This is a genomic window from Staphylococcus sp. HMSC063A07 (assembly GCF_001836955.1).
In the GTDB taxonomy this organism is placed as follows: domain Bacteria; phylum Bacillota; class Bacilli; order Staphylococcales; family Staphylococcaceae; genus Staphylococcus; species Staphylococcus lugdunensis.
The window spans coordinates 64,044-80,432 of the sequence record NZ_KV830905.1; the positions used below are offsets into that span (position 1 = coordinate 64,044).

At 26.5% G+C, this 16,389-nt stretch carries 7 protein-coding genes and 1 pseudogene; all 8 read left to right on the plus strand.

Annotated elements, in window-relative coordinates:
* The first annotated feature begins 68 nt into the window (after positions 1 to 68).
* The 8 genes and pseudogenes from HMPREF2597_RS01635 (at position 69) to HMPREF2597_RS01675 (ending at position 16,382) form a co-directional block, all read left to right on the plus strand.
* A complete protein-coding gene (locus HMPREF2597_RS01635; protein ID WP_002460038.1) occupies positions 69 to 308 on the plus strand; it encodes a PLD nuclease N-terminal domain-containing protein in 240 nt (79 codons plus the stop codon).
* Entirely contained in the window at positions 295 to 1,185 is an 891-nt protein-coding gene (locus tag HMPREF2597_RS01640) for an ABC transporter ATP-binding protein (protein ID WP_012990772.1), read from the plus strand. Before HMPREF2597_RS01635 ends, HMPREF2597_RS01640 begins: the two co-directional genes overlap by 14 nt.
* Positions 1,182 to 1,946 (plus strand): ABC transporter permease, encoded by a 765-nt coding sequence (locus HMPREF2597_RS01645; RefSeq protein WP_002478839.1) that lies wholly within the window; start codon positions 1,182 to 1,184, stop codon positions 1,944 to 1,946. The genes HMPREF2597_RS01640 and HMPREF2597_RS01645 overlap by 4 nt, the downstream gene beginning before the upstream one ends.
* A 12-nt stretch (positions 1,947 to 1,958) precedes the next feature.
* Positions 1,959 to 2,672 carry an ABC transporter ATP-binding protein gene (locus HMPREF2597_RS01650; RefSeq protein ID WP_002460034.1) on the plus strand — a complete coding sequence of 238 codons (714 nt, stop codon included), beginning with the start codon at positions 1,959 to 1,961 and terminating at the stop codon, positions 2,670 to 2,672.
* Positions 2,665 to 4,206 (plus strand): hypothetical protein, encoded by a 1,542-nt coding sequence (locus tag HMPREF2597_RS01655; protein WP_002478840.1) that lies wholly within the window; start codon positions 2,665 to 2,667, stop codon positions 4,204 to 4,206. The genes HMPREF2597_RS01650 and HMPREF2597_RS01655 overlap by 8 nt, the downstream gene beginning before the upstream one ends.
* Before the next feature lie 226 nt (positions 4,207 to 4,432).
* Entirely contained in the window at positions 4,433 to 5,023 is a 591-nt protein-coding gene (gene lugR / locus HMPREF2597_RS01660) for a lugdunin biosynthesis transcriptional regulator LugR (protein ID WP_002460032.1), read from the plus strand.
* Positions 5,024 to 5,048: 25 nt separating this feature from the next.
* Positions 5,049 to 12,173 carry a lugdunin non-ribosomal peptide synthetase LugA gene (gene lugA, locus HMPREF2597_RS01665; protein ID WP_002478842.1) on the plus strand — a complete coding sequence of 2,375 codons (7,125 nt, stop codon included), beginning with the start codon at positions 5,049 to 5,051 and terminating at the stop codon, positions 12,171 to 12,173.
* Positions 12,163 to 16,382: pseudogene (locus HMPREF2597_RS01675) on the plus strand (condensation domain-containing protein). The gene lugA and the pseudogene HMPREF2597_RS01675 overlap by 11 nt, the downstream one beginning before the upstream one ends.
* Positions 16,383 to 16,389: the final 7 nt, after the last annotated feature.

Here is a 16,389-nt window from a genome sequence, read left to right on the forward strand (position 1 = left end):
TAATAATTGATTTTTAAATAAATGTACAGTAACATTATCATTATCAATAATGATAATGGAGGGTGAAAATGAATACTGATATTAACGTCTTAAAAGAAATAGACTGGGGGACTATTATGCCAATATTAATACCAATATTGGTTTTACATGTAGTACTTTTAATAATTGCCCTAATCGATTTATATAGACGAAGAAAAATTGTTAATTATCCTATTGCTTGGGCAATCGCAATTTTGTTGTTTAATACTATTGGACCTATTCTTTATTTGATTATTGGAAGGAGGCTAATAAAAATTGATCGAGATTAAGCATGTGAATAAAATGTTTAGAGGAAGAAAAATACTGAAAAATATTTCTTTTAATATTTCAGAGGGAGAGTGTATTGGATTATTAGGTCCTAATGGTGCTGGGAAAACAACATTGATTAAATGTATTACTGGAATTATTAATTATGAAAAAGGGGAAATTAAATTTAATGGAAAAAATATTTTGAATTTTAAAAATGATATTGGTTATTTATCACAGCACACAGATTTTAAGCAGTGGATGACTTGTGAAGAGTCGTTAAGATTTTTTGGTGGTTTATCAGGTTTAAATAAAACGTATATTGCTCAGAATATTAATGAAATACTAAAAGATGTAGGTCTTCAGAATAAAAATAAATATAAGGTAGAAGAATTATCAGGAGGGATGAAACAGAGATTAGGCATAGCACAGGCTATTTTACATCGTCCAAAGTTTTTGGTCTTAGATGAACCAGTATCAGCTCTTGATCCAGTTGGCAGGAATGAAATCAAAAACCTAATAAAAAAATTGAAAAAATACACAACAGTTCTTATATCCACACATATTCTTGATGATGCAAGTGAATTTTGTGATCGATATATTATTATAAAAGATGGAGAAATCATCGGAAATATAACCAATGAAGATGAGACTGTGAATTACAAAAGTATATATTTAAAAATTTCTTTAAAAGATTCTTATGATCCGGATATTCAATTAACCGACTTATATGATTTACAAAAAGTAAAAGCAGGAGAATATATTGTAACCAGTCGAAAGCCAATTGAAATATCTGAGTTAATTGAAGAACTGGACAAAATTAATATTAAAGTGAATTCAATTGCATATGAAAAGAAAGATTTAGAGAAAATATTTTTAGAGTTGGTGTCTGATATATGAGAAATATATTAATTTTAGGAAAAGTGGAATTATTAGAAGCAGTAAGGAACATTAAATTTATATGGTTAGCAATATTCTTTTCTATTCTTGGATTGACGCAACCTTTAATTGATAATTACATGGAAGTGATTATTAAAAATTTTGGAGGGGTTGATGGGATTATTATGGACCCTAATGCACCTAAACCTCAGGCTAATGAAGTTTTGTTGGCAACGTTTACTGGCCAATTTAATCAGATGGGTTTGATTGTATTGGTCATCAGCTTTATGGGTATGATAGCTGATGAAAAGAAGAGTGGAGTTCTGGGGTTTATATTTACAAGGCCAGTATCTAGTATACAATATATTATTTCAAAGCTTTTTGGAAACTGGATTATTAGTATGATATGTATCTTGATTGGTGCTGGTGTTTCATATTGTTATACTATTTATCTTTTTGATTATTATCCATTTATTAATTTTTTATTTTTTCTCTTATTTTATAGTTTGTGGATTCTTTTTATTGTCAGCGTAACGATATTATTAAGTACTTTTATAAAAAGCTCTATTTTTATAGGTGTGATAACTATCGTAATATCAATGGTATTTATATTATTGGGCAATATTAATAAAACATTTGCTTTATTTTTACCAAGTGGTGCACTTACATTAGCTGAAAGCCAATTTCAAAATATAAATTCTAATTTCTTATTGATAATCGCACCTGTTATTTATATTGTTGCCTTAGTATATGCATCTAAAGTCATTATCAAGAAATTCTAAGGAGGTATAGAAATGTTATCCATTCAAAATTTAAGTAAAACGTATAAAGGTTCTGATAAAGGTGTTAAGAATTTATCATTAGAATTATATGAAGGTGATATATGTGCTTTTATTGGAGCAAATGGTGCTGGGAAAACGACAACGATTAAATCAATTGTTGGAATACATACATTTGATCATGGAGAAGTGAAATTGTTCAATATAAATCTAAAAGATAATCCAGAGTATTATAAATCTTTCATTGGTTATTCACCAGATACGCCTGATTTGTACAATAATATGACGGGGAAAGCATATATTGAACTAATAGCGGCGCTTTATAAAATGGAGAACATAGAACTTGAAGAGAAATTAAGTTACCTAATAAAAGAATTAAAATTTGAAAGTGCCATTTATGATTTGGTTTCTAGTTATTCTCATGGAATGAAGCAGAGGTTAGTGCTTATTTCATTATTAATGCATGATCCTAAATTAATTATTTTGGATGAACCATTTGTTGGCTTGGATCCAAATGCTATTGATTTTTTAGTGAATGAAATTAGAAGACGAGCCAGTGAAGGAGCAATTATTTTATACTCTACACACGTACTTGAAGTTGCTGAAAAATTATGTAATAAACTTGTTATTTTAGATCATGGTAAAGCTGTAGTAAATGATACAATGGAAAGTATTCTTAAAAAAGCACCATTAAATGAAATATTTAAGGATGTGACTTCTGATGAATAATCTTAAATTGTTATTTTTATTTCGATTAAAAAATCAAACGCAATTATCTAATTTGAAAAGCAATAATAAAGAAGTAAGAAAGCATTCTATTTACACTATCACAGGATATATTACTGCATTTATAATGTTTTTAGGATATATAGTTTTCATTGCAATAGATTTAAGTTTAAATAATAATATCCATGAATTTTTTGTATTATTAACATCCATTTTATTTTGGCTATTTGGTATATGGAATATACTTAGCGGATTCGATAATGTCATAGAAGGGAAGGATGGTGAATTTATTTATAGTCTGCCAATAAAAAACTGGCAAGCAAAACTGTTTTATTTATTAAGTAAATATTTGATTCATATTACTTTGACTTTTACCATTTTTATTCTAAGTGTTGTCTTCGTAATACCTTTGTTATCTCATTTATTGTCAGTAATTCTTATGATTATTTTATTAAGTTTTATTGTTCCTCTTCTAGCTACAAATATACCTTTTATAATTTCCATATTAGTAAGAAATATACTAATATTTATCAAGTTACGTAATAATATAACAGAGTCAATTTTTACATTATTCGCATTTATAGCTCCGTTAATTTATTTTATCTTTAACTCTGAAATGGTTGGTTATAAAGAATGGTTTATAAATACATCTATTTTACGGTACCCGCTTAACAAGATGACTAGCTCTCCTTTTTTATTTAATATGTTTTTGTTAATTGTTATTACCTTTATTACAACGTTCATAGTTATTTATATGCTGATTAATTTTCATGATTCCCTTAGAAATCAAACAAATAAGCGAAAGAAAAAAAGAAATGGGAATACGGTATTTAAAATAAATTCACCAGTATTCAGTTTAATAATAAAGGAATTTAAATTATATTTTTCCTCTTTAACTTATGTTAGTAATACAATCATAACTCCAGTAGTTATTGTTATACTAAATATAAGTATTCTAATTGGAATAATACCCAGTATTGATTCAATTTCTTATGATTTACTAGGATTTACTATTAGTTCTCAGCAAATATATGTACTTATTGTCTTTACTTTTGTAATTCTTACTACTACAACTTCTTGTAGCATTTCTTTTGAAGGAAAGAGTATTTGGATTATGTTAGTGGCTCCTATTAATATTAAGAAAATAGCGATTGGAAAAATATTAGTTAATATACTTTTATTTTTACCAGGTATTGTTTTAACTTCTATTGTGTTCTATACAGTATTTCATGCAGGTATATTTTATTTAATTATAATCAGTACGTTGTTAGTATCTACCCTCACTTTGATAAGTATTATTGGGTTTTTAGTAAATTTACGGTTCCCATCCTATAACTGGAGTTCTGAAATGGAAGTTGTTAAACAAAGTAAAGGAACTATTGTAACTGCAATAATAAGTATGATAATTATTCCGATAGTTATTGCATTTGTTCTAATAAATAACTCATTGCTGACTTTATTGGTAATTTTTATAGAAATGGCAGTGATTATAATTATGTTTAAAAAAATTACAGCAGATAGTTTAATTTTAAAATAATAAAGTATGTAATAAGAAATACAATGTAAATGTAGTATAAAATCCGCAATAGAATATTCTTATTATTAGAAGATTAGTTGACAAAATATTTTATTCTTTATCTTTAGAGATGTAATAGACACAATAAAGAAAAATCAATATTTAAAAAAATATTCGCTTAATATAGTTGACATATTAATTAAATAGATTAAGATAAAAGTGACTAGAAAAATTTATTTAGTCATAAATGAATAGGGGTATTAATATGGCATTCTCTAAGATTGAAAAAGAAAATATTAAGAAAAATTTATTAGAAAATTGTGAAAAGCATTGGTCAAAATACGGTTATAAAAAAACAAATATTAATGACTTGTGCCAAATTTCTGGAATATCAAAAGGTTCTTTTTATAATTTTTTTGATTCGAAGGAGGCATTATTTTATGAAGTCATCATAAGTGCACACAATAAGTTAGTGAAAATTACAGAGGACGGTTTAAAAAAATGTATGACTAAATATGATTTTGCTAATTTTTTGAAACTGTTATATCAGGAATATACAAAATTAGATTTTTTAAATGAGACATCACAACAGGATTTTATCAAATTTTTAAATAAACTAGATGTAAAAAAACAAAAAAAATTAATGGAAAATGTACACTATGATCTTCGTAATGAAATTAGGAAATCAAATTTGAAATATAAAGTTGATGAAAATTTAGGGATTTCTGCCTTAGGATATATCTTTACTCCTTTATCAAAAGAAGAGTTAGATATATATAATGAAAATGGAACAATCGAGTTTTTAATTGACATAACCGTTGATAGGATTTTTGAATAAGTTTTAGTTAAAGGAGGTCAATCAGATGGAATTAATTAAATCATCCTATATGACACAAGCTTCTATGGAAGAAGAACAACTTTATTTGATATGGAATAAATCATCTGTGACTAGATCGTTATATACGGAAACATGGTGTTTTAAATTACTAATTGAATGTGACAAAAATAAACTTGTGAAAGCACTTTGTCAAATTTTTGAAGAAAATGATATTCTAAAATCAAATTTCATATTTAAAAATAATCGTGTATATAAATACGTAAATCATACGAATCCTGTTGTGATAACTGAAAAAGTGAAAGAGACAAATTTATATCAGTTTATAAATAAATACAAAACGGAAGAGTTTGATTTAAATAATGACGTCCTATGTCAGTTTTATATTTTAATAGATAATGAAATGAATAGCACTTATCTTATTATAAACCACCACCACATTGTATCAGATGCTCAAACAAAAAATTTAATACTTCGAAGGTTAAAAGAGATACTAGATCCAAGTAGGGTTACTGAAAAAATTCATCATGAATTATCTACTAATTATCAAGAACACTTAAAGCCATTAAAAAAGCTCAAACAAGATAAATACATACAAAAAGCACTTGATATACCTCGTCGTATTAAGCCTCATAGAATTTCACAAACTAAATTTACTGGCTATACTAAGAATTTAAAACTAAATAATGAAAAGTTCCAAGAATTAGTAACATATTGTAACATAAATAAAATTTCAAAATACACTTTTTTTCTAACTACTTTTTATTACACTTTACTTCATATTACCGGTGAGGATTATTTCAGATTAGGTATACCTTTCTCTACTCGAAATAATAGTGAGGATTTTAAAAAAATGGGATATTTTGTGAATATATTGCCTTTATATATTCAGGATAGTATTTATGATAAAGGTTATACCTGGTTAGATAGGTTTAAACTTGTTCAAAAAGAAATATTTAAAACATTTGAATATAAGAATGCACGTTATCGGGATTTAACTACATTCTTTGATTCGCCATTAAACAGAATGCAAGATGTAGTTTTTAGCTACCAAGAAACAGATAAGAATGTTTCGGACATTTTTTATGAGATTAATACAAATCAAACAGGAGCAAAGTTTGAATTGACTGGCAACGTTAAAGTTTTAGGAAATGAAGCGTTTTTGGAAATCGAGTTCTCTGATGAAATATTTAATGAAGAAGAATCGAAATTTTTGATTGATACTTATAAAAGTATAATTGATAAAGCTTTAAAAGGTAATGATTTTGAAAATAGAGGAAGTAATGATAGCTTAATTCAAGGTAAAAAAGTTAGTCTAGAAAAAAATAATAATCTTTATAAAGAATTTAGAAATATAGCATTTAACGAAAAATATAAGCACAAAATAGCAATTATGTCAAAACAATATCAAATTACTTATTTCGAATTAAATACATTGGTCGATAAACTAGTAAATGCAATGTTAAATTATAAAATTTCTCAGGATGACAGGATAGCTATTTTTTTAGATAGAGGAATTAAGAATATTGCATTAATGATAGCTTTAGCTAAAATGAATATTCCTTTTTTACATTTAAATAATAACTATCCTGAAGAAAGAATTAAATATATCTTAGATGATTTTAATGCAAAATATGTTATTACAGATAATGCAAATCATTTAAAAATAAGTGAGAAACAAAAAGTTTTAGATAGAAATTTATTCATTTATGATAATTTGAATTACAATAAAAACTCTTGTTTTAGGGAAGATGAAAACTGTCTGGAGGTATTTTATACATCTGGTACAACTGGTTTTCCTAAAGGTGTTAAAATAACTCATAAAAATGTTTTCAATTTTACCCGGAATTTTGAAGCATATGGTTTAAATGATAAGGATGTCTTTACTCACTGCAGTTCTTTATCATTTGATGCTTCTACATTTGAAATATGGATGTCTTTACTTAATGGATGTAGTTTATTAGTGGTTCCCGATCCAATAATTGATATTGAAAATTGGAATTTTGAGGAATTACAATTAAAACCTACTATTTCTTTTTTAACAACATCGTTGTTTTATTCTATGATTGATAATGAGTCAATACAATTGTTCAAAGATCATAGGAAAATTTTTATTGGTGGAGAAAAAGCTTTAGCAAAACATATTAAAAAAGCAATTAAAAACTTAGAGAATGTTAGTATTGTTAATGGTTATGGTCCAACTGAAAATACTACTTTTACGACTACAATGGAATTTAATAATTCATTCTTTTCTAACGTTCCTATTGGAAAACCTGGAGTCAATGTGAAAATCGGCGTTGTAAATAAAAGAAATATGCTTCTACCACATAATTGCGAAGGCGAAATAGTAATTGGTGGTGAAAATCTTAGTTCAGGATACTTAAATGAAAATATTACAAAAGAAAAATTTGTGACGATTGATGAAGTGACTGACAAGTTATATAAAAGTGGTGATATTGGTTATATTTCAAGTGATTCAACGCTTAATTATATTAGCAGAATAGATAGCCAAATTAAACTGAGAGGATACAGAATAGAGTTATCTGAGATTGAAGAAAATCTACTTAAGCATGATTTAGTGTCAAATTGTGTTACTGAAGTTATCAATAATTTATTAGTATTAGTTTATGAAGGTCAACTAAAGACTAATAAGGCTAAAGAGTTTTTAACTAATGTATTGCCAAATTATATGGTGCCAAATCAAATTATTCATACCGATAAGATTCCATTAACGTTAAATGGCAAATTAGATAAATCAATTATAGAAAAGTTTTATATAGAAAACAGTGATAATATTCCGGCCACTAAAGAAGAAAAAATGATTATGGAAGTAATAAAAGATGCCACGCATAGTCAAAGTGTTAGTACGGAAACTAATTTATATGAAATTGGTATAGACTCCATTAAATCGATGCAAATTTGTTCTAAATTAAGAAATAAAGGTTATAACATTACTATGAGCGAATTTATGGACTGCCAAAATATTAAAAGTTTAGGAGAATTTTTTAAAAAAGAAAATAATAAAGAGGTACGCCAAAATAATCAGATTTGGAATTCAAATGAACTTAGTCCAATTCAGAAATGGTTTTTTGAAACACAGAAAGAAGACATATCTCATTGGAATCAAAGTGCTTTAATTGAATTAAAAAACATAAAAGAAGAAAAGGATATTATTAATTGCTTAAAACAACTTATCGAATTACACCCTATATTGAAATCACGATTTATTTTAGATAACGGTGTCTATAGGCAAGTCATAGATAAAAGAAAATATGAGATAAATTCAGAGAAAGTACAGAGTTTAAGTGAATTTAATAACTTATTAAATATTGGGCAATCATCACTAAATATTCACAAAGGTATATACAATTTTAAAATAATATATTATCAAAATCAAGTATATATTCACTTTATTATACATCATTTAGTGATTGACGGGGTATCATGGAGAATTATTTTAAATGATTTCTCTGAATTATTAGAAGGTAATAATAAGTATAATTATGAATCGAGTAACTTTGATAGTTGGGTAAAATATATAAAAAATTATGAAGATGGGCTATCAGAAAATTATTTTTCGGAATGGAAGAATCAGATTAATAATAACAAAAAGTGTAAATATAAAGATTTAAAAGATTATGACATAGCATTGAGTAAAGAGGAAACTGAAGTTATAATTCGATTCGCGAATCAGAAGAACCATGGAAACATGGAGGCTGTTCTTATTGCAGTTATTGCACATACTCTAAGTAAAAATAATATCATACCCCAAAAATCTATTTTACTATTAGAAGGCCATGGTAGACCAAAAGAAAAGAATGAGTTTATTAATACAATGGGCTGGTTCACAAATATATATCCAATGAAGATAGAACTAAATGATGATATTAAAATATCAGCTCAAAAGATCTTTTTTAATCAAATAAAAATCCCTAATAAAGGAATCGGCTATCAAAGATATTTTGATTTGAATTTTTGTCATGATTGGAGTTTTAACTTTTTGGGTGATATGACATTTAATGACTATCCTGAGTTTAAGATAGTAGATATTTTTTCAGAAAATGACTTTTCTCCAAACAGTCAGGCTTTATCAAATCTGCATGTAGATGTTATTTTAAATAATCAAGAATTAAGTATTAAATTTAAATATAATAAAAAACTATATAATAGTTCGGATTTTAAAAAAGTGGAAATGGAATTTCAAGATTCACTATATTTGTTGAAAGATGCTCAAAATGGTCAAATATATCCAATTAATCGAACTCAAGAAGCAATGATAATGGATTATTATCAAAATCCCAAAAGTGGAAATTACATTATTCAATGGGAATCTGAAACCAAAAACTTGGAAGTAGAAAAAATCTTAAGTGCAATTAGAGAATTGCTTCGAAAAGTAGAACCTTTAAGGGTGTCTTTTTCTGAGATAGATGGAGAATGGTATCAGAAGGTTAATGAACTTGATGATTTTGGATTAAATCAGCTTATAAAAATTTTTGACTTTAGTAACAATAGCAACTCAAATAATCTTATAAATAATCTGCTTATAAGTCAAAGACACATACCGTTTGATATTCAGAGAGGACCATTAATAAGGTTTCTTATTGTTAAACTTGAAAATGGTTATAAAATAATTATGGAAAATCATCATTTAATTATTGATGGTTGGAGTATGTCAACAATCTTTAATTATTTCAATAAATTATATGATAATGATAAAAAACTCAGAGATATTAACATTCTTCAGGATAGATTAATTAGTAATACTAAGCCAAAAAATCTAGATGAGTTTAAAGATATTTTTGAAAAATATGAACCTATTAACTTACCTAAGATTTCTAATGAAGGTTTAGAGGAAGAAACAATCTATATAGAAAAAAGTGATAAACATTATAGTTTTTTAGAAAGTAACAGTTTAACACCAAATAATTATTTTCTATTACTCTGGTCTCTGACATTGAAATATTTATTTGGTAAGAACGATATCTTGTTTGGAGTGACAACATCTGGTAGAAGTAAATTTCATAGTAATGAGATAGATGGAGTTGGTATGTTTGTAACCACTCTACCATTCAGAATTGATTTTAGAGATTGCCAAACAATAAAAGAAGATTTAATTCCAATAATTAAAGATAAAATGAATTCTATTTTAGAAAATGATTTTATTACATGGAAAGATATAATAATGGAATCAAATATAGATAATGAAATTCAGATTGGTTATGTATTTGAAAACTATCCCAAAGTACAAACAAATGGAATTTTTTCATTTGATACTTCAAAAGGACATGAACAGGTTAATTTTTTGTTGGCATTATCTGTGATTGATATGAAACATAATTATAAAATAGATATAAAATTAGATGAGAAGTTTGTTAATAAAGACATGTTGCATAGCTGTAAAATATTGCTTAAACAAATTAATCTGTTTTTAGAAAATCAGATTAATGAAGTGAGTGAAATTTCAAATAAATTACTTAGCAATACTTCACTTTATCCGCAAGTAAGGGTTATTACGGAAATTAATGAGACTGTTTCGAGTGTATTAATACAACAGTTTTTAAAATATAATAATAAATTGTTGATAAAAAGCAAAGAAAAAGAATACACCTATAATGATGTATACAATATTGTTCGAAATATTATTAATCGTACTGAACTATCAGATAGTGATGTAGTTGCGGTGATGACAAAAGATAGAACAAAAATGACTTTATATGCAATTGCATGTTTCATATCCGGAGCAACTTATATACCTATAACAGAGGAAATTAATAAAAATAGAATTGAAATGATGATTAATAATGCCGGAGTAAATTGTTTGTTTAATGGCGATGGTTCCTTTAGTCGATTGGAAGGTACTTCAACAACTTCACTTGATGATATAGCTTATATCATTTATACATCAGGATCGTCTGGGGTACCAAAAGGAGTAAAAGTTTCAAAGTATAATCTTACTAACCTCTTAAAAGCATTGGCTAGGGAACATATAGCTAACGAGTCAGATATTTGGTATCAAAATATAGTGATGAATTTTGATCCATCCATATTCGATCTTCTAATGCCTATTATTAGTGGATGTTCAATGTATATTCCTGAGAAAAGATTATACGCTACTGAAATCGAATATTTGCTCGAAAAAGAGAAAATTACAATTTTTTCGATGACTCCTTCGCTTGCTAAAAATTTAGAACTGAAAAATAATAGCAGTTTGAGGGTAATGATTATAGGTGGAGAAAAATTAACTAAAAATGATATTGAAAATTTACCCAAAAAAATAGAAATAATTAATATGTATGGTCCAACGGAGTCAACTATTATTTCGAATATGTTTCGAATAAACAGCGAAAATATAAATGATTATCTCCATTATCCAATAGGCAAACCTATAAGTAGTTTGAATGGCTTTACAATATCACCCGATAAACAAATACTGCCGTTTGGAGTTGTAGGAGAATATGTGTTAAAAGGTTCTACAGTTACTCAAGGGTATACAGATAAACATTTAAATAGTAATTTTCTGATTGAAAATAACAGGAAAAATCATTTTAATACAAAAGACCTTGTTTATATTCAATCAAATTATCTAACCCATTATATTAATCGGTTAGATAATCAAATTAAACTTAGGGGTTATAGAATTGAGCTAGGAGATATAGAATCAGCGTTAAATAAGATAATGCCTAGTAACTCCTATAAATTGATTTTTAGTAATAATAAGGATTTAATTTTAGCTTATACTGCGAACTACAATGAGGAAGAAATACACGTATTTTTGAAGAGAAATTTACCTAGTTATGCCGTTCCTAATTTCATCAAATATATCGAAGATTTTCCGATAACAATTAATGGGAAAATAGATTTCAAAGAAATTGAAAGTATAGTAAAAAGAGAGTTGAATTTTAATATCGATATCAATCAATATAATGACGATATTTTAGAATTTTTAACACTATGCTCTGATACATTGGAAATAGGGAAAATCGATTTAAATGATAATTTCTTCAGTGTTGGAGGTGATTCAATTAAAGGTATGAAGCTGATTAGAGCATTAAATAGGGAATATGGAGTTGAAATGAAAATAAAGGAATTGTTTAAAGCCAGTAACTTTAGCGAAATTTATTTACTATTAAGGAGGGATAAAAGTGGTAAATAAACTTTATGAATTGAGTCCACAGCAGAAAGGTATTTGGTCAAGAATCCAACAATATAGAGAAAATAATGAATACCTAATTCCTTTAGTCATTCAACTTGATGAAGGTATAAAAAAAGAAGATGTTGAATCAGCACTTAATGAAATTATTAAAAGTAATTCTGCTTTAAGGGTAGAAATAATGATGGGGAAATTCCCGAAACAATTGATTCATGAAAAAGTAAATATTGAATTAAGAAATATAAATTTAATAGATAATGAAAATGATTTTGAATATCAAATAAAAAAATATATCGAAGAACCAATGTCTCTATACCAAAAATTATGCGATTTTAAATTATTTCAACATAAGAAAAAAACTTTCTAGTTTGTAAATTCCATCACATTATTTTCGATGGTCATTCAGGAAAAATATTTAAAGAAGAATTAGAAAGGCAACTGTCTTTTAAAAAAAATATATGTATAAAAAATAACACTTTTTATGAGAGCTATTTAAATAAAGCATGTGATCAAATTGTTTTGGAGGAAGATAAAAAATATTGGAACAAGATTTTTAATAGTGAGATTGATGATTATTTCATGATTAATAATAAAGAAGGAAACGAAAGGATTGAATATGAGAATGAACTAAGTGTAAGTTTAAATAATTTAAAAGAGCATTCACATCAACTAAAACAAAGTTTATTTTCAACACTCTTAGGTTTATTTCGTCTCTATGCATCTAAACATTTTAATAAAGAAACATTGTCTATCGCAATACCTGTCTCTTCTAGACGTTCGGAACAAGATTATAAAACTATAGGGTACATTACGCAGGTATTTCCCCATGTAATGAAGGTGGAGAAACAGAAAAATTATGAAGATTTACAAGAATATTCTAATCAATTGCTTTATGAACTTTTAGAGCATTCTGATCTTTCAATTATTGAATTATCTAATTTAAGCAAAAGTGCTTCCAAGAATATTGAGGACTATTATAAATGTATATTTGATATTGTCGAAGAAGAATCCTATTTAGATAATAAAGTAAGAATGTGGAATTTACAATCAGAGTACCCATGGATAGTTAAAGTTATCATTAGAGATCAGCAAGTGTTTTTGAATTCCAATTTTAAAAAAGAACTTTTCCCATTTTGGAAGATTAGGGATTTTCATGAAGGATTTAACTTCTTTATTAACAATATTATTAGTGAATCTGGAAGTTATTTTAAAAAAAATGTTGGTATGCCAATAAAAGAATTAAATAAAATTATAAATATAAGTAACTTTGCAGCTTCTAAAAAAGACATTAATTATAATAAATCGAAATTAGACGTAAAAACCTTAATGTATAATACGGCGATAATAAGTGGAAGCGAAAAAATTTCTTATAAACAATTAGAAGAAGATTCAATCAAATTTTCTGGATTTATTAGGAATAGGAATTTGAAAGTGGGGGCAAAATGCCTCGTTTATATGAATGATACTCTTGAAGCTGTTAGAATTTTCTATTGCTTACAGAAAAACAATTGTTGTTTTATACCGGTTTCTAATGACACACCTTTAAATAGAGTTAAGCTTATAATTGAAGAATCAAACCCGCTCCTTATTTTTTCAGACATTTTAGATGGAAGTGAAACAGATAAAATATTAGTGAGTAAATTAAATAAATGTCATTGTTTGAGCCCAAACACAATAATTAGAGGTACTGATGAGAACTATTCACCTGGCACATCATATATTATATTTACTTCTGGATCAACTGATAAGCCGAAAGGTGTAATGATTACTTATAAGAATTTGTCTGGATTAATTACTCAATACAAAAGTTTATTTGATATTCAAAAAGGAGATAGAGTTGCTCAAATAGCCAGTTTGAATTTTGATGCTAGTATATTTGAAATGACATTAGCCTTTTCAACATTTTCTGTATTGATTATCTTTAACAATAATGGAGGTTATGAGAACTTCAATCAGTTTATTATAGATAATAGTATTACCCATTTTTTAATGACACCTGATTATTATGCTCTACTAGACTTTAGTAAATGTAATTCATTAAAAAATATAATTGTTGGTGGAGATGAATTTAAGTTTAATGATACTGTACCTGAAAATGTTAAGATATTTAATGCCTATGGACCAACTGAATCAACAGTTATGTGTTTAATAAAGTTAATGACAAAAAAAGTAAAAACCTCAAACTTAGGTAAACCAATATTAAACTCAGGAGTTATTTTATTAAACAATAATGGAGAGATAATAAATCGTCATGTTGTCGGTGAAATTTGTATTACTGGACAATCAGTATTTCTTGGTTATTTAGACAAAAATAAAAATTATAAGCTAGAAAAAATAACATTGAATAATGAGGACTATACAATATACCGTACTGGAGATTTAGCTTATTATGATGAAAATTATGATATACACTTCTTTAGCAGGAGTTCCAATTTTGTGAAGATAAGAGGTTATAGAATAAATCCTAATGAAGTAACTTCTGCAATAATAAATCTTCGTGAAGTTAATAATGCAGTTACACTGGTATTAAATGGACAACTCATAGCTTATTATATTGGAGATGTAGATGCGATTGAAATAAGAAAAAAAATAAAAAACATTCTTCCAAATTATATGGTTCCAACAACTATTCATAAGCTAGATGCATTTCCTATGACAATTAATGGGAAAATAGATAGTAAAAAGTTGAAAGAAATAAACACTGAAAAATGTAGTCTAAATAGTTATGAAACAACCGATAGTAGGGATACAGGATTTATGAATATTGTTATGAAAGTGTTTCAAAATAAAAAACTAAGTAAAAATGATAACTTTTATGATGTTGGTGGGGATTCTATTTTGAGTATTAAACTTGCCAGTGAATTACAGGATAATGGATTTAATATTTCTTCAGTAGAAATAATGAAGTCAAATGATTTTAATGAATTATTTCAAAAAAATATACAACATAATTCAAAATTTAATCAAGATCCTGTTTTTGGAAAAATCAATTTATTCCCAATGCAGAAATGGTTTTTTTCTCAAGAATTTCATAATATTCATCATTGGAATCAATCAAATGAATTTGAAATATTTGGTCAATTCGATGAATTAGATTTTCAAACAATTTATTATTCAATTAGGGAGAAACACGATGCAATTAGGAGTTATTTTCAAAGAATTAATATGGAATATTGCTGGTTGGTTAAAGAAAATAATTTAGAGGATTCAAAAAAAGAAATTCAATATGTTGATAGCAGTCATTTTAATATTAATAACATAAATGAATTAAAAAGAAACCTTCACAAAACAATAAATATTTTTGATGGACCATTATCTGCAATAAAGATTATCAAAATAAATGAAACGCATTTTAAGGTGCTGTGGGTTATGCATCATTTAATATGTGATAACATTAGCTGGTTAATTTTAAAAAGGGATTTCATACGTGCAATTAATTGCTTGAACAATAATAAGAAAATAACTTTATATCCCAAATCTTCGAGTATAGAAGATTGGGGAAAATATATAATAAAACAGCCTCGGTTTTCAAATGATATAAATTCAAATAAAAATTCATCAAAACACAAATATGAAACTAAAAAAATAAATATTGTAGAAGATGATTATAAAAAAGTTAAAGAATATTATCAAAAACATAATTTGTCTGAAGAAAATTTCCTATTATTACTTTTTGCAAAGGTACTGAGTGAACAAATGGGAAGAGAAAAGATTTTGATTAATAAAGAATTAAGTGGCAGAAATTATTTGCCAGAAAAATATTCTCTTGATCAAACTGTCGGTTGGTTTACAAAAACTTGTCCTGTTGAAGTAGATTGTACTGTACCTTATAAAAGCTTTGTATCTACAAATATCTTTAACATTGAAAAGCAAACAAGTTTTTTTAATGAATATTTTTTTTCACAACCTGTTAGTGGACCGGAAATATCATTTAACTTTTTAGGCGAATTATCAAAAGAGTTAGATGTAAATGCCATGCAATCATTCAATGATATAGGTGAGTATGATTTTCCGGACAAAATAGCTTTTAATGTATTAAAGAGAGAAAATGAATATTCAGTGTTTATTATTTATCAAAGTGACATGTTTCAATATTTTGAAAAAATAAGTGAGAATTTATCAAGCTTGATAAATCTTTTAACTAAAATGGAGAGACAGAATGTATTCGGTATCTCTGAAGATTCTTTGAAAGTTTTAAGCGATTTATTTTAAAAGAATG